This window comes from Cellulosimicrobium cellulans (assembly GCF_042723955.1).
Lineage (GTDB): Bacteria > Actinomycetota > Actinomycetes > Actinomycetales > Cellulomonadaceae > Cellulosimicrobium > Cellulosimicrobium cellulans_H.
The window spans coordinates 27,508-46,688 of sequence record NZ_JBHXIC010000007.1; the positions used below are offsets into that span (position 1 = coordinate 27,508).

Here is a 19,181-nt window from a genome sequence, read left to right on the forward strand (position 1 = left end):
TTCTCGACCCCCGGGTCCCCCCCCCCCCGGGGTTCGTGGGGTGCCCCCGGGGCCCCCCGGGGCGGGGCGGCCCGCGCGGTCAGGCCCCGGGTCGCCGGCGGGTCAGGACGTCGGCCAGGACGCCTCGATGGCGTCGAGGACGGCCTCGTCGGACTTGTCGCTCGCGATCCACTCCGTCATCTCGGTCCAGAACGAGCCGGCGCCGACGGCGGCGGGCATCATGTCCGAGCCGTCGAAGCGGAACGTGTAGCTCTCGTCCGTGAGCAGCTCGTACGCCTGCTGGTCCATGGGCGACTGCAGCAGCTCCGGGTCGAGGCCGTTGTTCGCGCTGATCCAGCCCTGCGGGGTCACGCTCGCCTTGGCGTTGGACCACTCCGGGCTCGACAGGTAGGCGTGGAACGCCTGGACCTCGGGACGGTCGTTGAACGCGGCGACGAACTCGCCGCCACCGAGCAGCGGCTTGTCCTCCGCGGTCTCGCCCGGCAGGTAGAAGGCCCACACGTCACCGTCGGGCGCGACCACCAGGTCGGGGTCCAGGGTCGTCCAGTTCGCCTGGTAGAACGTCGCCTGCCGGTGCATGTAGCACAGGCCGTCGATGATCGGGTACCCACCCTCGGTGAACTCGGTCGTCGCGATGGTGCTCACGTCGCCGAGGCCGCCGTTGACGAACTCCTCGTTCTTCAGCACGTCGCCCACCGTGGCGAGCGCCGTGGCGATCTGCGGGTCGTTGAACGGGATCTCGTGGTTGACCCACTGGTCGTAGACCTCGGGGCCCGCCGTGCGCAGCACGACGTCCTCCATCCAGTCGGTGGCCGGCCAGCCGGTCGCCTCGCCGGACGCGATGCCCGCGCACCAGGGCTTGACGTCGCCGCCGGGGTTGTCCGCGACGATCTGGTCGGAGAGCTCCATGAGCTCGTCCCACGTCGTGGGGACCTCGTAGCCCGCGTCCTCGAACATCGACGGCGAGTACCAGACGAACGACTTCACGTTCGCGCCGAGCGGGGTCGCGTACAGCGTCCCGTCGACGGTCCCGTAGTCCTTCCACGACTCCGTGTAGTACTGGTCGACGTTCGCGGACGCCGCCTCGCCGACGGGCTGGATCGCGTCGGGGAAGTCGGCGACGATCCGGCGCAGGAGGCCCGGCTGCGGCAGGTACGCGATGTCCGGCGCGCTGCCGGACTGGATGCGGACGGGGAGCTGGGCCTCGAACTCCTTGGAGCCCTCGTACTCGATCGTGGCGCCCGTGCACTCCTCGAACGGCTCGTACGACGCCTGCTGCTGCTCCGCCTCGGTGTCGACGATCGTCGAGTACACCGACACCGTCTTGCCGGACAGGTCCCCGTACTGCTCGTAGTCGGCGCAGTCCACCTCGGCGCTCGGCGACTCGTCGTCGCCCCCGCCGCCGCCACCGCCGCTGCACGCCGCGAGCACGAGCGCGAGGCTCGCGCCGCCGGCGGCGACCACCAGCGTGCGGCGACGTGCCGCGCTGGTCCTCGTGGTCCTGGTCATGTCAGCCTCCACCTCGTCGTGGGTACGGACGCCGTCACGCCGGTCCGGTGCGGACCGGGCGCATCGCGACGTCGCGAGCGCGGGTGCGCTCTCGCCCTAGGCACCATGCAAGCGGTTGCATCGCGGTGCCGCAAGCACAGGAGAGGCGAGTTTGCGTAACGATTCCGTCACGTGCGCCGGGTGCGCGCTCTCTCGGCCCCGCTCCCCTGGCCACGCTCCCACGGGCCGACGCCGACCGCGCGACGAGGCGGCGCCGTCGGGTCCTAGCGACGGTCGCGCGGGGGTGCGGTCGAACCACGCCGCACCAGCTCGGTCGGGTAGGTGAGGCTCTCCGGCACCGGGGCGCCGTTGATCATCTCGAGCAGGAGGAGCGCCGCGTCGAACCCCTGCTGGTAGGCGTCCTGGGCGATCGTCGTCAGCCCGACGAGCTCCCCGAGGTCGTGGCCGTCCACCCCGACGACGGACAGGTCCTCCGGGACGCGCAGCCCCAGGTCCCGTGCCGCGAGGATCGCGCCCATCGCCATCTCGTCCGACGCCGCGAACACGGCGGTCACGTCCGGGCGGCGGCGCAGGAGCTCCGCCGTGGACTCGCGCCCTCCCGCGACGTCGAAGTCGCCGTTCACCTCGAGGTCGGGCTCGACGACGACGCCCGCCTCCTCCAGCGCGCGGACGTAACCCCGCGCGCGCTCGACGGGTGGGGACCACGACGACACGAGGTCGGGCACCCCGGTGACGTGGCCGATCACCCGGTGCCCCAGGTCGAGCAGGTGGCGCGTGGCGGCCCGGCCCGTCGCGACGTCGTCGAGCCGGACCGTCACCTGGTCGGCCGGCCCCGACCCGACGAACGCGAGCGGCCGGGCGAGCCCGACGAGCGAGCCCACCTCGTCGTCGTCGAGCGGCAGGCCGACGACGAGCGTCCCGTCCACGCGGTGGCGCAGGACGCTCGGGTCGACCCGGCGGCGGGACGAGGTCCGGCGCACGTCGAACGTGTACAGCAGGACGTCGTAGCCGAGGTCGCGCAGCGCGCGCTCGGCGCCCTCGATGACGTTGGCGAAGAACCACCGGTTGACCCACGGGGTGAGCACCCCGATCGTGCGGGTGCGGCCGGTGGCCAGCGACGACGCCGACGGCGTGGGCACGTAGCCGAGCCGCGCCGCCTCCGCGAGCACCCGCAGGCGCGTCGCCTCCGACACGTTGGGCAGGCCGCGCAGGGCGCGCGAGACGGTCGCCGTGGACACCCCGGCGGCCTGGGCGACGTCGTCGATACCTGCCACGACGGGTGATGCTGCCACGCCCGGAGGCCGCGTGGCGAGGCGCCGTGCCGCATCGTGAGCAGATCGATGCAAGCGCTTGCGCTCCCGGCACCACGCCCCGGGCCGCGGCGGCGGGGCCGGGACCGATATCGTGGGGAGGCCCGCCCGCGCGGCACCGCTCGGCACCTTCAGGCGCTGTGCGAGCCGGCCGCGCCGCCGTCGGGCGCCCCACCTGCGAACCGGAAGGACCACGATGATCGAGCTGAGGACCCCGCGGGAGATCGACCAGATGCGACCCGCAGGACGGTTCGTCGCCGACGTCCTCACCACGGTGCGCGCCGCCACCAAGGTCGGGACGAACCTGCTCGAGCTCGACGAGGTCGCGCACAAGATGATCCGCGACCGCGGTGCCGAGTCCTGCTACATCGACTACCACCCGTCGTTCGGCGCGAGCCCGTTCGGCAAGGTGATCTGCACGTCCGTCAACGACGCCGTGCTGCACGGCCTCCCCCACGACTACGCGCTGCGCGACGGCGACCTGCTGAGCATCGACTTCGCCGCGTCCGTCGACGGGTGGGTCGCGGACTCCGCGCTGTCGTTCGTCGTCGGCACGCCGCGCGCGGGTGCGCTCGGCGAGGCCGACGCGAAGCTCATCCAGACGACCGAGCGCGCGCTCGAGGCGGGCATCGCGGCCGCGCAGCCGGGCAAGAAGGTCGGCGACATCTCCGCCGCCATCGCGGACGTCGCGCACGCCGCGGGCTACTCCGTCAACACCGACTTCGGCGGGCACGGCGTGGGCCGCACGATGCACGGCGAGCCCCACATCCCCAACGACGGCCGTCGCAAGCGCGGGTTCCCGCTCAAGCCGGGCCTCGTCATCGCGATCGAGCCGTGGTTCCTCGAGACGACGGACGAGATCTACACCGACCCCGACGGCTGGACCCTGCGCTCGGCCGACGGCTCGCGCGGCGCCCACAGCGAGCACACCGTCGCGATCACGCCCGACGGCCCGGTCGTCCTCACCGCCCGCGAGCCGCGCGACTGAGCACCTCCCAAGTCAAGCGCGCTTGACAGCGTGCGTCGGTGCTGGTTGGCTCGGCATGTCAAGCACACTTTACTCCGGAGGAGAGACCCGTGAGCGACGCACCCGTCCCGGCCGACGACGACCGGCAGCCGGGCCGCGAGCACGCGCTCGGCGACCGCACCGCCCCCTGGTGGGCCTGGGCCGGGGCCGCGCTGGTCGCGCTCGCCGTCGCGATGTCCGTCGGCGTCGCCGCCGGCCTGTTCCGGCGCGACGACTTCTGGCTCGTCGCGGCCGTCTTCACGGTGTGCGTCCTGCCGCCCGCCACAATGCTCGGCTGGTTCCTCGTCGTCCGACCGCGCACGAACGCGCCCGAACCGCACGCCGAGGAGAACGTCGAGCGGCGGTGGACGGAGCGGGCGGCGGCCGGCGCGTTCTGGGACGTGCTCGTCGTCGCCGGGCTCACGCTCGCCGCGGTCAGCCTCACCGGGCTGGAGCTGAGCGTCTCCTTCGTCCTCGCCGTGGTCGTGCTGGTCGCGATGGTCGACTTCTTCGTCCGGCACACCGCCGTCTCCCGACGTGAGTCGTAGGCGCCCGTGGACAACGACATGGCAGCCCGCCGCGCAGGGCTCGGCTGGTCGCAGGCCGAGCTCGCCAGCCGTCTCGGGGTGTCGCGGCAAACCGTGATCTCGATCGAGCGCGGCCGCTTCGACCCGTCGCTGCCGCTCGCGTTCCGCATCGCCGAGGTGTTCGGCTGTCGCATCGAGGACGTCTTCCGCCCCTGAGCGCGGAGAGCCACCGAGCCGCCGCCGCACCCCGGACGAAACCTGTCAGCGGTTCTCGACACCCTCCCGGGAGGAATCTTCAGAGCCTCCCGAGGCGCTTGCGGAAGAAGGTCGCCGACTCCTCGTACCCGAGCCTCGCGTAGAACCCGGCGGCCCGCCGGGTGGCCAGCGCGACGTACGCGGCACCCGCGTCCTCGGCCCACCGCTCGGCCGCGTCCACGAGCAGGCGGCCGACCCCGCGACGGCGGGCGTCGGCGTCGACCGTGACCTCCTCGACCCACGCCACGGGCGCGTTGGCGAAGAGCGTCGCATGGCGGTGCGCCACGAGGTAGCCGACGACGTCGTCCCCAGCCTCGGCGACGAGCACCAGCGCGTCGTCGTCCACGAGGAGCGACGCGAACGACGCGTCGAAAGACGCACGCTCGGGGACGAACGACGCCGCGAAGGCGACGACGAGCGGCCAGGCCGCCCCGGCGTCGTCCGACCGGGCACGGCGGACACAGACGGTCGTGGCGTCGGACGTCATGTCAGCAGACGCTACCCATCCCGTCGAGGTAGAGCTGCAGGTCGCTGCGTAGAACCCCGCGACCTCTATCTCGCGCCCTGCGGTTCTACCTCGCGGTCAGGGCAGGAGGCTGCGCAGGAGGGGCGCCGCGCCGTCGTCCTCGATCGAGCCGGTGACCTCGTCGGCCGCGGCCTGCACGACGGCGTCCGCGTGGCCCATCGCGACGCCTCGCGCCGCCCAGCGGAGCATCTCGACGTCGTTGCGCCCGTCCCCGATCGCGACCGTCCGGTGGGGCTGGACGTGCAGCGCGCGCCGCACCAGCTCAAGCCCGGTCGCCTTCGTGACGCCCAGCGGCGCGATGTCCATCCACGCCGTCCAGCCGACGGCGTACGTCACGTCGTCCAGGCCGAGGCGCTCGACGAGCTCGTGGAACTGCTCGCTCGTCGACCCCGGCGAGCGGACGATCACGCGCGTGACCTCGCCCGACCACAACTCGTCGAACTCGACGACGCGGTGCACGCCGTCGAGCTCGCCGTCGGGGAAGAGCTCGTTCATGCGGAACCCGACGCCTACGTCCTCGACGGCGTACCGCGCGTCGGGGAGGTGCTCGCGCAGGAGCCGCAGCGCCGGACCAGGGTCGAACGTCACGACGTCCTCGAGCGCGTACCCGTCGGGCTCCTCCGGGTCGAGCCGCGCGGTCACCGCGCCGTTCGACGCCACGACCCAGCCGCGGTCGATCCCGAGGATCTCCGCGACGGGCGTGATCGCGATGAGCGACCGGCCCGACGCGAGCACCACGTGGTGTCCCGCCGCGCGCAGGCCGGCGACGGCGTCGCGCACGTCGTCCGACAGCTCCTGGTCGTACGACATGAGCGTCCCGTCGATGTCGAGCGCGACGAGCATCGGCCCGGACGTGTCGTCCGGGACCAGGGGTCCCGTCACGCCACCACCGGCTCGAGGACCTCGAGGCCGCCGAGGTAGGGACGGAGTCCCTCCGGCACGCGGACCGACCCGTCGGCCTGCTGGTGGTTCTCGAGGATCGCGACGATCCAGCGCGTCGTGCCGAGCGTGCCGTTGAGCGTCGCGACCGTCCGGGTCTCGTTCTTGCCGTCGACCTCGACGCGCTCGCGCACGTTGAGGCGGCGCGCCTGGAACGTCGTGCAGTTCGAGGTCGACGTGAGCTCGAGGTAGCGCTGCTGGGTGGGCAGCCACGCCTCGCAGTCGAACTTGCGCGCGGCGCTCGACCCGAGGTCGCCCGCGGCGGTGTCGATGACGCGGTACGGCAGGTCGACGAGGCGCAGCATCTGCTCCTCCCAGCCGAGCAGGCGCTGGTGCTCCGCCTCGGCGTCGGCCGGGTCGCAGTAGGAGAACATCTCGACCTTGTGGAACTGGTGCACGCGGATGATGCCGCGCACGTCCTTGCCGTGCGAGCCGGCCTCGCGCCGGTAGCACGCGCTCCACCCGGCGTAGCGCAGCGGGCCGCCCGACAGGTCGACGATCTCGTTCGCGTGGTAGCCCGCGAGCGCGACCTCGCTCGTGCCGACGAGGTAGAGGTCGTCCTTCTCGAGGCGGTAGATCTCGTCCGCGTGGGCACCGAGGAACCCGGTGCCCTGCATGACCTCGGGCCGCACGAGCGTCGGCGTGATGACGGGCGTGAACCCGGCGGCGACCGCCGTGTCCATGGCCGCGTTGAGCAGCGCGAGCTCGAGGCGCGCGCCCACTCCGGTGAGGTAGTAGAACCGCGCGCCCGACACCTTGGCGCCGCGCTCGGTGTCGATCGCCCGCAGGCCCTCGCCCAGGTCGAGGTGGTCACGCGGGGTGAAGCCCTCCGCGGCGAAGTCGCGGATCGTGCCCTCCTCGCGCAGGACGACGTAGTCGTCCTCGCCCCCCGCGGGGGCGCCCGCGACGACGTTCGAGATGCGGTACAGCAGCCCGCGCAGCTCCTCCGCCGCGGCGTCCGCGTCGGCCTGGCGCGCCTTGACGTCGGCCGCGAGCTGCTTGGTGCGCGCGAGCAGCTCCTGCTTCCCCTCCCCCTGCGCCTGGGCGACCTGCTTGCCGAGGGACTTCTGCTCGGCGCGCAGGCTCTCGAACTCGCTCAGCGCGGCGCGGTGGCGGGCATCGGCGTCGAGGGCGGCGTCCACCAGCGCGGGGTCGTCACCACGGGTGACCTGGCTGGCACGGACGATGTCGGGGTTGTCGCGCAGGAGGCGGAGGTCGATCACGCCAGCAGCCTAACGAACTGCGCGCTCCGGGGCCGCAGCCCTTTCCGGCCCCGGCCCCGCTACGGTGTCGCCATGTCCTGGACGCTCTGGCTCGCGATCGCGGCGCTCGCCGTCGCGGTGGTGGCACTCGTCGTCGCGCTGGGCCTGCGCGCGCAGCAGACCCGGCAGCGCCGCGCGCACGGCGACGCGCCGCCCGTCGAGGAACCGCCGGTCGAGGACGACCCGCGCGAGCTCGTCGCGTTCGTCGCCAACCCGTCGAAGCCCGACGTCGCGGGGCTGGAGGCGGTCGTCCGCGGCGCGTTCGCCGACGCCGCGCTGCCGGACCCGCTGTGGTTCGAGACGACGGTCGAGGACCCGGGCGTCGGGCAGACGCGCGCGGCGCTCGGGCAGGGCGCGGACGTCGTCGTGGCCGTGGGCGGGGACGGCACGGTCCGCGCGGTCGCCGAGGGCATGGTGGGCAGCGGCCGCACCATGGGCCTGGTCCCGGTGGGCACCGGCAACCTCCTCGCGCGCAACCTCGACCTCCCGGTGGGTGACGCGCGTGCGGCGCTCGCCGTCGTGATCGCCGGGTCCGACCGGCCGGTCGACGTGGGCTGGGTCACGGTCCTGCGCTACGCCGAGAGCCCCGACGACGCCGGTCCCGACCCGGCCCGGGACGCCGGCACGGAGCACATCTTCCTCGTCATCGCGGGCCTCGGGTTCGACGCCGCGATGGTCGCCGACACCGACGACGAACTCAAGGCGAAGGTGGGCTGGGTCGCCTACTTCGTCGCGGGCATCCGCCACCTGCACGGGCGCCGCATGCGCGCGCGCATCCAGCTCGACGACACGCACCCCGTCGACGCGCGCCTGCGCTCGCTCCTCATCGGCAACTGTGGCCGCCTCCCGGGGGGCCTCACGCTCCTGCCCGACGCGGTGATCGACGACGGGATCCTGGACATCGCGGCGATCGACACGCGCGGCGGCGTCGTGGGCTGGGCGCAGCTCTTCGGGGAGGTCGTCATGCAGGGCCTCGGCGTGCGCAACGACCTCCCCGCCAAGATCGGTCGCATCGACCACGCGCGCGCCCGCCGCGTCCGCGTGCGGGTCGAGGACGGCGAGCAGGCGCAGGTCGACGGCGACGTGCTCGGCCTCGCGGTCGAGATCGAGGCGCGCGTCGACCCCGGCGCGCTCGTCGTCCGCACCGCCTGACCGGGAGCGTCCGACCACCGCGCGACCGGTCTCGTCGGACGGCCCTCGCGCGAGCCTCCTGGGCGCACCCGCCCGTCGCCTGTGGGTGCCCCGCGCGAGGGGCGTGGAGGGGGCGTGAGCGTCCCGCGCGGACCTGCGACGACGCCGCTCCTCGGTTCGCTCCCGCTCCGAGCCGCCCCCGTAGGCTGGTCCGGTGACGTTCCCGGCCGCCGCGCTCCCCCCTGCCCGCACGCTCCCCGCACGCCGGCGGTGGCGCGTGGGCACGCGGGCGACGGCGCTCGCGACGGCCGTCACGCTGGCCCTGCTCGCGCTGCTCGGGACCGCCGTCGCGCCGCCCGCGGCCGCGGCGCCGTCGGGCGCGACAGCGGGTCCGGGCGTGAGCACCGCGGCGGCCGGCAGCGCCACCGTCCCGACGCACGACCCGCAGCCGGTCGTGCTCGTCGCTGTGGCGGGGCTCTACTGGAGCGACGTCTCACCCACCGCGACTCCCACGCTCTGGTCGATGATTCGGACGGGGTCGGTCGCCTCGCTCGGCGTCGGGCGGACGACGTGCGCGACCGACGCGTGGCTCACCCTGTCCGCCGGGCAGATGGTCTCGTCCTCCGAGCCTGCCGCCGAGGAACCCGTGGCGACCCCGCCGGAGGACGCCGAGGCTCCGACCATCGGCTGCCCGCCGCTGCCCGCCCCCGCCACGACGGCGTCGGGGGCCGCGCCCGAGGCCCAGCCCGCCGACGTCCCCGGGTGGGCGACGCTCACCGCGCCGTCCGAGGAGGAGGCGACCGCCCCGACGACGCACCACGCGCCCGGGACGGCCGCGACCCGGCTCGCCGAGACCGGCGTGTGCACGACGGCGGTCGGGCCGGGCGCCGCCGTGATGCTCGCCGACGTGAGCGGGCACGTCGAGCGGTACGCGTCCGCGCTCGCCGCGCTGCCCGAGGGCGGGCTCGACGCGTGCGACGTCACGGTGGTCGACCAGGGCGAGATCGTCGACTCCTCCTCCGGACGGGGCCAGAGCCTCGACGCGCTCGACGAGGCGCTGTCGCGCGTCATGGACGAGGTCGACCGCGGCACGCGCGTGCTCGTGGCGGGCGTGCCCGCAGGACCGGTCGGTGAGCCGGGGCTGCCGGTCGTCGTCGACTGGCGCAAGGGCGAGCCCACGCGGCGCTGGCTGCACTCCCCGAGCACGCAGCAGGACGGCATCGTCCAGCTCGTCGACCTCACGGCGACGGTCGTCGAGGAGGCGGGCGGCAGCACCGAGGGCCTCGACGGCGCGCCCCTCTCGCTGGGCGAGGTCCGGCGCATGGACGTCGCGCGCACGGTCGAGAACCGCCAGTACCTCAACGTGCTGACGAGCACGATCCCCACGCTCTACCCCGTGCTCGTCGGGCTGCTCGTGGCGACCCTCGTGCTCGCGCTCGGAGGGACCCTGTGGGCGCGGCGCTCCGCCGCACGCCGCGGTCTGCCGTCGCGACCCGGGCGCGCGGGGACGCGCATCCTGTCCGCGGTGCTCCTGGTCGCGGCCGCGGCGCCCGTCGCGGCCTCGCTCGCGAGCCTGTCGCGGTGGTGGGTGTGGAGCGCGCCCGCCCCGGCGCTCACGCTCGCGCTCGCGGTGAGCGCCGTCGTCGTCGCGCTCGTGGCCTGGGTCGTGTCGCGCTTCCTCCCGCGTCGCCCGTGGGCGCTGCCGACGGCGCTCGCCGGCGTCACGTGGCTGGTCCTCACCGTGGACGGGGCGACCGGCACCACGCTCCAGCAGGCGTCCCTGCTCGGCACCTCCGCCGTCGCGGGGTTCACGCGCTTCTACGGCTTCAACAACGTGACGTTCGCGGTGTACGCGGTCGCGGGCCTCGTCCTCGCGGGAGGGCTCGCGTCCGTGGCGGTCGCCCGGGGACGACGCCGGCTCGCGGCCTGGCTCGTCGTCGCGGTCGGGGCGGTGACGGTCGTCGTGGACGGCTGGCCTGCGTTCGGCGCCGACTTCGGCGGCATCCTCGCGCTCGTGCCGGCGTTCGCCGTCCTCGCGCTGCTCGTCGGCCGGGTACGGATCACCTGGTTCCGCGCGCTGGTCGTCGCGGGGGCCACCGTGCTCGTGGTGGCGGTCGTCGCCGTCGTCGACTGGCTCCTGCCGGGCGGCAGCTCCCACCTGGGCGGGTTCGTGCAGACCGTCGTCGACGGGGCCGCGCTCGAGGTGATCGGGCGCAAGGCCGTGGGCGCCTGGCGCACCGTCGCGCAGCCGGCCGGTGCCGTCGCCGCGGTGCTCGTCGTCCTCGTCGCCCTCGCCGCGCTGCGTCCCGAGCGCTTCCGCCTGCCGGAGGTGGCGCGCGCCTACGAGCGGTGGCCGCTGCTGCGCGACCTCGTCGTCGCGCTCGTCGTCGTGGCGGGCGTCGGCTCCGTGCTCAACGACTCGGGCGTCATCATCGCCGTCATGGTGGTCGTCGTCGCGACGGCGATGGTGGTGCCCGGCTTCCTCGCCGACGCGTCGCCGAGCCGCGAGGTCACGGCCGTCCCCGAGCCGGGGATCCGGCGCATGCCCACGATGCTGATCACCGTCGGCGGCGCGCTCCTGCTCGTCGTCCTGCTCACGTCGACCGTGCTCGGCTCGACCGACCAGCGGCCCGCGTCCGCGGCGTCGCGCGCCGGCGGCGAGGCGTCGGTCACGCGGTCCGACGCCATCGCGACCGACCGCCCGCTCGTCGTGGTCGGGACGACCGGCGTGGCGTGGAGCGACGTCACGGCGGCCACCACACCGACGCTGCACGCGCTGCTCACGGACGGCGCCGGCGCCGGCGGCGTCGCGCAGCCCACGGGCGCGGCGAGCCGGTGCACGGTCGGCGGCTGGCTCGCGCTCTCCGCCGGACAGCTCGCCGAGGTGGCGACCGAGCGCGCGCCCGACGGCACGTGGACCTGCCCGACGCCGCAGCTCGTCACCACCCCTGACGCCGCGGACGGTGCCGCCGGCGGCGCCCGGGTGGACGGGTGGGACGGCCTCGTCGCGCTGCAGCGGGGCTCGGGCTACCAGGCGCGGCTGGGCGTCCTGGGGGACGCGCTCGGTGGCGACGACCCCTCGGGCGCGACGGGTGCCGTGTGCGCGACCGCCGTCGGGCCCGGGGCGGCGCTCGCCCTCGCGGACTCGGACGGCGACGTCGCGCGCTACCGGGACCTCGCGTCCGCGACCTCCTCCGGGAGCGACGCGTTCGCGTGCCCCGTCACGGTCGTCGACGCCGGCGACGCGACGGCACCGGCCGTCGACCCCGACCTCCCGGCCGACGAGCGCGCCGCGCTCCGCAGCTCCTTGCGCACGGACCGGCTGTCGGCCGTCGACGCGACGGTGGGCGCCGTGCTCGACGCGGCGCCCACCGGGACGACGGTCCTCGTCGTCGACGTCGCCGGGACCCCCGGGACCCGGCCCGTGCTCGGCGCGACGCTCGTGCGGCCGTCGTTCGACGGCCCCGAGCAGGCGCGCTACCTGACCAGCGCCGCGACGCGGACGGACGGTGTGGCACGCGTCCTCGACGTCCCGGCGACGGTGCTCGACGCCGCGGGCACGACGATCCCGGCGCGCATCCAGGACACGCCGCTCGCGTGGGGCTCGCCGCGGCCCCCGGACGCCACCTCGACCGCGGACGCGCTCGCCGACCTCACGACGCTCGACCACGTGCGCCGGGCGGTCTACACGGCGTTCGTCGACGTGCCGCTCTACGCGGGCCTCGCGATCGCCGGGCTGTGCCTGCTGCTCGCGCCGCGCGCGCGGCGCGCGGCCGGCGAACGCGCCCGGGCGCGCTGGGCCCGCGCGGCGCACGTGGCCCGGGGCGCGGCGCTCGTCGTGGCCGCGGTCCCCACGGCAGCCTTCCTGGTCTCGCTGACCGGCTGGTGGCGGTTCGGGAACCAGATGCTGGCGATCGTCGTGTCCACGGTGCTCGCGACGGCGGCGGTCGCCGCCCTGGGGGCGCTCGCCCCGCGCCGCCCCGTGTGGCTCGGGCCCGGGATCGTCGCCGGGATCACGTTCGCGGTCCTCACGCTCGACGCGCTCGTCGGGACGCCGCTCAACCGGGCGAGCCCGCTCGGCTCGGCGCCCACGTTCGGCGCGCGCTTCTACGGGTTCGGCAACCCGACGTTCTCCGTGTACGCGGTCGCGGCGCTCGTCGTGGCCGCGGCGCTGGCCCAGTGGCTCGTCGCCCGCGGTCAGCGGTACGTCGCCGCGACGGTCGTGGGCGTCATCGGCCTCGTGACGATGGTCGTGGACGTGTGGCCGACGCTCGGCGCCGACCTCGGCGGCGGGCTCGTCGTCGTCCCGGCGTTCGCGGTCCTGGGGCTGGCGGCGTCGGGGGCACGCGTCACGTGGCGGCGGTTCCTGCTCGTCGCGGCCGCGGGCGTCGGCCTGGTCGCCGCCGTCGGCGTGCTCGACTGGCTGCGCCCTGCCGACGAGCGCTCGCACCTCGGCCGGTTCGTCGGGCAGGTCGTCGACGGCTCCGCCTGGGAGACGCTGCTGCGCAAGGCCGGCTACGCGGCCCGGTCCGTGCTGGGCGGCGTCCCCGTGTGGCTCACCCTCGCCGTGCTCGTCGCCGCGGCGCTCGTGCTGTTCTGGCCGAGACGGTTCACGCCGGCGTGGTTCGCCCGCACCGAGGCCGCGTGGCCGCTCGTGCGCCCGACCGTGCTCGCGCTGTGGATCGTGTGCGTCGCCGGGTCGCTGGTCAACGACTTCGGCGTGCGCATCGCGCTCGTCGCGCTGATCCCGGCGGTCCCGCTGCTCACCGTCGCGGCGCTCCACGCGGCCGACGAGGGCACCGAGCCGGCGGGACGGGCGGACGCCCCGCACGGCGCGCCCGACGCCGCCTCGGGCACGGACGAGGCCGGCGTCGTCCCGGCGAGCTCGACCGCCCTGGTCGGGCGCGCCGGCTCCTGACGGGCGAGCATCCTGCCCCTACAGCAGGACGAGCTCGGAGCCGTCCGTCGCGTGGTCGGTCATCGCGACGCTCCGGACCGCGGGATCCTCGTACGTGTTCCAGTAGTAGGTCGACGTCCGGGAGGAGAAGAGCCCGGTGTAGACGGTGATCTCGAACTCCCCCGTCCCCATCGCCGCGCTGCCCTCCACCATCGCGACCTGCTGGAGCGTGTGGAACGCGCGGCTGACGTTCTCCTCCTCGCCGTCCTTGGTCGGGTAGTGGGCGTTCACGTACGCCGCGCGCACGAACCGGGAGGGCGAGTAGTAGTCGCCCGGGATCCCGCGCATGTGCGACCCCGAGCCGAACGGGGTGAGGTGCGCGCCGCCGAGCACGGTGTCCTGGGGGAAGTCCGGCGAGGCGTTGAGGTAGTTGCGCAGGTTCTCGTGGTGCCACGCGAACCCCGGCTGGTTGGTAAGCACGTCGACGTCGTCGTGGAAGACGTGCATGCCGTCCGCCGTGTGCTCCACGACGACGGCCCGCGTCGCGTCGGCGACGATCCAGTGGAGCATCGAGCTGGGGTAGGTGTCGTTGATCGGCCGGTCGACGATCACCACGTCCCGCAGCGCCGCCTCGACCTCGTCCACGCTCGCGAACTGCGCGCACACCCACAGGGGGAGCTCGTACGCGGCGACGTTGACCGCTCCGTCGACCGGTCCGGACGCGTACGCCGCGTACCCCGGGAAGTTCAGCCCCGCGACGGCCAGGCCCGCGTCGTTGCCGCAGTCGAAGTAGAGCGGGGTGTCCTCCGCGACGACGCCCATGCCGATCGTCGCGTGCTCGACGCCCCGCACCGCGCCGAACGGCGACGACGGCGCGAACCCGGTGGGCGTCAGCACCACCTGCTGACCGTATCCGCTCGTCCAGTCGAGGTTCCGCGCGAGATAGACGCTCCCTCGGCCGTCCGTGAACCTGATCCCTGTGCACATGGCGCTGCCCCCGTCGTCGTCAGCACGGCCCGCGGTGGGCGCGGACCGTCGGGGCGCTGCGTGCACCCCGTCCCTTCGAGGGTGCGGGGAGGCAGGACGGCTCGCCATCCCTGCGGACCGTCACGGTGGTCGACACCACCGCGACCGCGACGACGTCCTAGTGGTCGGCGCGCACCCGGTCGACGGCGGAGCGCATCTTGCGCGCGTTCACGGCGAGCAGCACGTCGCGGTACTGCGCGGCGCGGTGGAGCTGACCCTTGAGGTCGTTGGACGAGGCGCGGTGGCGCAGGTCGCACGGCACCTCGACGGCGACGTACCCCTTGCGGAGCAGGTCGATCGTCATGCCGGTCTCCACGCCCCAGCCGCGCGCGAGCGGGGTCGCGGCCTCGAACGCCTCGCGCGTGAGGCAGCGCATGCCCGAGAGCGGCTGCGTCGGGGTCCACCCGGTCAGCGACTGGATCGCGCGACGCGCGGCCCCGACGACGATCCCCCGGCCGCCCGCGCCCGGCTGCGGCGGGAGCAGCGCGATCGCGAGGTCGGCGTACCCGTCGAGCACCGGAGCGACGAGCGGCGCGGTGTTCACCGCGGTCTCCCCGAGGTCGCCGTCGATGAAGAGCAGGAGGCGCGGGGGGCGGTCCGCGGCGTCGCGCATGGCGACGACGGCCGCGCCCGTCTCCATGGCCGCCGCCTTGCCGCGGTTGTGCGAGTGACGCACGACGACGGCGCCCGCCTCGCGCGCGACGTGCTGGGTGTCGTCCTCGCTCCCGTCGTCCACGACGAGCACGAGGTCGACGTGCGGGATCGCCTTGGCCGCGCGGACCGTCGCGGCGATGCGCCGGGACTCGTCCTTCGCCGGGATGATCACGGCGACGCGCTGCCGCACCGCGCGGCCGGTCCGGCCGTCACCGACCGTGGGCCGCGGCGTGCGTGCCCGCGTGCCGGACGCCGAGAGGTACGTCGGCGGCGTGCTCGCCGCGCTCGCAGGGACGCCCGTAGGGGCACTGCCCGTGTTGTTCCCCGACTCAGTCGACCGATGGTCCGCGTTCACGCCGTCCAGCCTAGTAGTGCAAAGAGTTGGCCGCAGAAGTGTCGTCGTTCCACCAGCAGATCCGCTCGGGATCTTCGCAGGACGACCGGGCTGCGTTCCCAGGTCTCCCGGATCCTACTCGACGCGACAGCCCGCCGACAGGGGCGTCGGCGGGCTGCTCGTCGAGCCGCAGGCCCACAGCGGGAGCGTCAGCGCAGGGTCACCTGGCGCGACACGATCCCGGCGCGCGCACGACGCTCGTTCGCGTCGAGCGGCTCCGTGACGGCCAGCGCCTCGGTGAGGAGCGCGTCGAGCTCCGCGACCGGGCCCTCGAGCTCGTCGGCCTCCGTCCCGCGCGCCAGCTCCCACACCGGGACGAGCACACCGCTCGAGCGGAACGCCCCGACGAACTTGCCGCCCGCGAGGCCCGACTCGCGCCGCGCGTGCAGGCGCGAGATCGCGTCGATGAGCGCGTCCTCGGGCTCCGGGCGCGCCCAGCGCAGGAACTCGCGCGACATGCGGCACCAGTACGCCGAGGGGACGGCGTCGAGCTTGACCGTGGGGACCATCGACTCGGCCGCCTGGTCGAGCGACGCCCGCAGGTCCGGCGTGATCTCCTCCGCCGGGTCGAGCCAGAACGCGAAGTCCTCGTGGACGGTGACCTCGAACGGGACCGAGAGGTCGAGGACGTCCTGGAGGCGCGGGCCGGCGTCGGGCAGCGCGCTCATCTCGATGGACGTGCCCGGCTCGGCGTCGATCGCCTCGAGCAGCGCGGCGGCGAGGTCGCGGCTCGTGTCGCCCGAGCCCGCGAGCGTCTGGACCGCGAGGAGGATCGCGCCGTCCTGACGGTGCAGCGCCGCCCAGCCGGCGGGCAGGACGGTCACGACGGTGACGTCGCGCGCGCCGTGCTCGGCGGTGGTGCGGGCGGTCGCGGTGGCCGAGGGCACGACCTCGCGCATCGCGACCCAGTCGGTCTCGCCGGGGAGCCCCTCGAACGGGCGCAGCACGAAGTCGGGCGTGGAGTTCTTGGCCATGCGCGGCAGTCTACTGGCGCCCCGCCGGGCGGGTGCGGGGCCGCAGGCGGACGTCGGGCAGCGCGGGCGCGGGGAGCGGACCGCCGTCGTACCCGACGACCTCGCCGTAGCGCCCGTCGCGCGCACCGTCGGCGTACCGCGTGCCGCCGTGGTTCGGCCCCTCGCCGCCGGTGACCACGAGCTGCGCCTGCCAGTCCGCACGGGCGCGGGCGACGTCGTCGTGCGACCGCCCGACGAAGTTCCACCACATGACGATGTCCTCGCCGAACGGCTCGCCGCCCACGAGCACGACCCGCGCCGGCGCGTCCGGCCCGGCCTCGACCGTGAGCGTCGCGCGCCCCGGCGCGACGTACCCGAGCGACGACGGCGGGACCTCGTCGCCCTCCAGGCGCACCGCCCCGTCGTCCACGAGGAGGCCGTGCTCGAACGCCGGGTCGACGTCGAGCGTGACGCGCGCGCCGGCCGCCAGGTCCACCTGCGCACCGACGAGCGGCGAGTACGTCGTCGCGGGCGAGCGCAGCTCCGCACCCGCGACGCGCAGGCTCCCGAGGAAGACCTGGACCCGGGCGCCGGCGACCTCCGCGACCGGCAGTTCGGCGTGGTGCTCGAACGCCGGCGGGTCCGTCAGCCGGTCGCCCGGGAGCGCCACCCAGAGCTGGACCCCGTGCAGGACGGGCGGACGGACGCCGCGGGGCGACTCCTCCGAGTGGGAGATGCCACGGCCCGCGGTCATGAGGTTGAGCTCTCCGGGGCGCACCGTCTGGAGCGACCCCACGGCGTCCCGGTGCAGGATCTCGCCGGCGAACAGCCACGTGACGGTCTGGAGGCCGGTGTGCGGGTGGGGCGGGACCTGCATGCCGTCGGTGCCGTCGCCGATCGCCGGCAGCGGGTCCGGGCCGTAGTGGTCGAGGAAGCACCACGCGCCCACGAGCGAGCGCGCGCGCTGCGGGATCGTGCGCCGCACCCGCATGGCGCGCGTGCCCCCGAGCGGGACGTCGCGGTGCTCGAGGATCTCCACCGTCCGCGCCGCGCCGGCGCCCTCGCCGTGCGGGGTCCCCGCGGAGCAGACGCGCTCCTCGGGCCGGGTCTCGAGGTTGCTCATGGCACGAGCGTAGGCGCGGCGGACGGACCCGGCCTACCGGCCCGCGGACGGGTCTTCGCGTCGCGCGACACCCGCGGGAGAATGGCAACGAGGCCCCTCGGAGCAGGATTCCGAGGGGCCTCGCCGTGTCCGCGCGACCCCGGGGCGGTCGGGCCGGTGGCCCGTCGGGGCGCCGCTCGCGACGTGGCGGCCCGGCGCCCCCGCGCCCGGCCCGGATGCCCCGGGCAGGCGTGCTGACGCCGATCGCGGTCGGCCTTCCGGGTCCGGTCGGAACCTGCGCCGTCGCGCGCAGCCCCGCAGCAGGGGGTCGCGGGTCGTCCACCGTTCTCCGGTCAGCCGTGCCCTGGCGTTCGCGCCGGGCCGTCGTGCGCTCCTGGCGGGGCCGTCAGACCCCTGCGTGCGGAACACCGTCGTCCGTCTGCGCCCGTCCGGGCCGTTAGGCACGTTTGTAGTCCTCACCCGGGGGGCCTGCAAGGGTTCCCACGGATGTCATTTGGCCGGTCACGAAGGCCACAGGTTCGTCCACAGGCGGCCCCGCGCCATTCCCACGGAACCCACAACCCTGTGGATGAAATCTGTGGACAGTTCGCCCGACCGACACGCCCGGTTCGGCCGGGGCGCGCGTCTCGTGCGCACGCCGTCGGTCAGACCCAGAACTGCGTCGTCGGCGTCGCCGCCGGCGTGAGCCGCTCGTCGAGGTCGAGGTCCCGCACGACGAAGCCGCCGTCGTCCACGAGCGTCCCCGCGAGGCGCCCCTGGAGCATCGCCGCGAGCCGTGCGACGAGCACCCGTGCCCGCGAGCGCGCGATGACGTGCAGCCCCGACGGGCGCTCGACCTCGAGCTCGTACGGGTCCTGCGGGACCCAGGTGACGCGGTAGGCGTGCGGGCCGTGCTCGCGCCAGTCGAGCGCGCCGAGGGCGAGCGGCACCTGCGGCACGCGCTGCGCCGCCAGCCGGACCGCGCCGTCGTACGGGGTCTCCCCCGACAGCACGTACTCCGCGAGGCCGTCCGGGCGGGGGTGGACCGCGACGACGCGCGCGCTCGGGACCGTCGTGCGCAGGACGCCGAGCGCGTCGTCGGGCCCGAGGACCTGGGCGCTGTAGAGCGTGAGGTCGACCCCCGAGGCGGGGTCGGGCGTGAGCACCGTCCGGCCGTCCGCGACGACGGCGCCCCCGACGCGCCGCGCCGCCGCGACCGCCCAGCCCAGCACCTGGAGCTCGACGCCCTGGGGCAGCCCCGCCGCGAACGCCCGCGCAAGACCGTCCCGGTCGTCGGAGAGCGGGACCGGCGCACCGCGCGGTGCCGGGTCGTCGACCTGCAGCGCGAACGCCTCGGCGCTCCCGCCCGCGAGGTCGAGCGCCTGCGTCTGCGGCGGCGTGAGCGGGAAGGGTCCGACGACGCGCGCGCCCTCGGCGAGCCGGAGCTCGCCCGCCGTCACCACGCCGTCGGGCACCACGCCCCGGAATCGCGCGCCGACCATGGGACGGGTCGCCCCTCCGCCGCCGGGCGGCGTCGTCCATGCCGCGTCGGCGAACCAGGCGCGCGCGAGGGTGTCCACGGGCGTGCGAGCCGCACCGCGGGAACGAGGCACCGCGAGAAGGTGCGCTCCCGCGTGCGCGTCCGGCACGAGGCCGGCGACGGTGGCGTCCATGACCGGACCGTAGGGCG

General features: G+C 75.1%; 15 protein-coding genes. 5 read left to right on the plus strand and 10 right to left on the minus strand.

Going from position 1 to position 19,181, the window contains the following annotated elements:
* Positions 1-102: 102 nt before the first annotated feature.
* Positions 103-1,509, minus strand: a complete 1,407-nt coding sequence (locus ACFWH7_RS03545) for an ABC transporter substrate-binding protein (protein ID WP_378215056.1) — start codon at positions 1,507-1,509, stop codon at positions 103-105.
* A 263-nt stretch (positions 1,510-1,772) separates the two neighbouring features.
* Positions 1,773-2,783, minus strand: a complete 1,011-nt coding sequence (locus tag ACFWH7_RS03550; protein WP_378215058.1) for a LacI family DNA-binding transcriptional regulator — start codon at positions 2,781-2,783, stop codon at positions 1,773-1,775.
* Between the two features lie 232 nt (positions 2,784-3,015).
* Between ACFWH7_RS03550 and map the strand changes: the two genes are divergently transcribed.
* The 3 genes from map to ACFWH7_RS03565 all read left to right on the plus strand — a co-directional run bounded on the left by map (position 3,016) and on the right by ACFWH7_RS03565 (position 4,568).
* Positions 3,016-3,807, plus strand: coding sequence for a type I methionyl aminopeptidase (gene map, locus ACFWH7_RS03555; RefSeq protein WP_064316124.1), 792 nt, complete (start codon positions 3,016-3,018; stop codon positions 3,805-3,807).
* 89 nt (positions 3,808-3,896) lie between these two features.
* Positions 3,897-4,373 carry a hypothetical protein gene (locus ACFWH7_RS03560; RefSeq protein ID WP_378215060.1) on the plus strand — a complete coding sequence of 159 codons (477 nt, stop codon included), beginning with the start codon at positions 3,897-3,899 and terminating at the stop codon, positions 4,371-4,373.
* A gap of 18 nt (positions 4,374-4,391) precedes the next feature.
* Positions 4,392-4,568, plus strand: coding sequence for a helix-turn-helix transcriptional regulator (locus tag ACFWH7_RS03565; RefSeq protein WP_378215061.1), 177 nt, complete (start codon positions 4,392-4,394; stop codon positions 4,566-4,568).
* Between the two features lie 79 nt (positions 4,569-4,647).
* Here the strand turns inward: ACFWH7_RS03565 and ACFWH7_RS03570 are convergent, their stop codons facing one another.
* The 3 genes from ACFWH7_RS03570 to serS form a co-directional block, all read right to left on the minus strand.
* Positions 4,648-5,094 carry a GNAT family N-acetyltransferase gene (locus ACFWH7_RS03570; protein ID WP_378215062.1) on the minus strand — a complete coding sequence of 149 codons (447 nt, stop codon included), beginning with the start codon at positions 5,092-5,094 and terminating at the stop codon, positions 4,648-4,650.
* Positions 5,095-5,190: 96 nt separating this feature from the next.
* A complete protein-coding gene (locus ACFWH7_RS03575) occupies positions 5,191-5,976 on the minus strand; it encodes an HAD family hydrolase (RefSeq protein WP_378215107.1) in 786 nt (261 codons plus the stop codon).
* Positions 5,977-6,011: 35 nt separating this feature from the next.
* Positions 6,012-7,295 carry a serine--tRNA ligase gene (gene serS, locus ACFWH7_RS03580; protein ID WP_378215063.1) on the minus strand — a complete coding sequence of 428 codons (1,284 nt, stop codon included), beginning with the start codon at positions 7,293-7,295 and terminating at the stop codon, positions 6,012-6,014.
* Between the two features lie 72 nt (positions 7,296-7,367).
* Here serS and ACFWH7_RS03585 point away from each other — a divergent pair, with 72 nt between their 5' ends.
* Together ACFWH7_RS03585 and ACFWH7_RS03590 are read left to right on the plus strand one after the other, a co-directional pair.
* Positions 7,368-8,486 (plus strand): diacylglycerol/lipid kinase family protein, encoded by a 1,119-nt coding sequence (locus tag ACFWH7_RS03585; protein WP_378215064.1) that lies wholly within the window; start codon positions 7,368-7,370, stop codon positions 8,484-8,486.
* A 193-nt stretch (positions 8,487-8,679) separates the two neighbouring features.
* Positions 8,680-13,383 (plus strand): hypothetical protein, encoded by a 4,704-nt coding sequence (locus ACFWH7_RS03590; protein ID WP_378215065.1) that lies wholly within the window; start codon positions 8,680-8,682, stop codon positions 13,381-13,383.
* 18 nt (positions 13,384-13,401) lie between these two features.
* On the opposite strand, the gene bsh is transcribed toward ACFWH7_RS03590, so the two are convergent.
* From bsh to ACFWH7_RS03615, 5 genes are all read right to left on the minus strand, one after another.
* A complete protein-coding gene (gene bsh, locus ACFWH7_RS03595) occupies positions 13,402-14,457 on the minus strand; it encodes a choloylglycine hydrolase (protein WP_378215066.1) in 1,056 nt (351 codons plus the stop codon).
* A 49-nt stretch (positions 14,458-14,506) separates the two neighbouring features.
* A complete protein-coding gene (locus tag ACFWH7_RS03600) occupies positions 14,507-15,397 on the minus strand; it encodes a glycosyltransferase family 2 protein (protein WP_378215067.1) in 891 nt (296 codons plus the stop codon).
* A gap of 188 nt (positions 15,398-15,585) precedes the next feature.
* Positions 15,586-16,410 carry a DUF5926 family protein gene (locus tag ACFWH7_RS03605; RefSeq protein WP_378215068.1) on the minus strand — a complete coding sequence of 275 codons (825 nt, stop codon included), beginning with the start codon at positions 16,408-16,410 and terminating at the stop codon, positions 15,586-15,588.
* Between the two features lie 10 nt (positions 16,411-16,420).
* The gene (locus ACFWH7_RS03610) at positions 16,421-17,512 is read right to left on the minus strand and encodes a pirin family protein (RefSeq protein WP_378215070.1); all 1,092 of its coding nucleotides are present in this window, start codon (positions 17,510-17,512) and stop codon (positions 16,421-16,423) included.
* Between the two features lie 644 nt (positions 17,513-18,156).
* Entirely contained in the window at positions 18,157-19,164 is a 1,008-nt protein-coding gene (locus tag ACFWH7_RS03615) for a hypothetical protein (RefSeq protein WP_378215071.1), read from the minus strand.
* Positions 19,165-19,181: the final 17 nt, after the last annotated feature.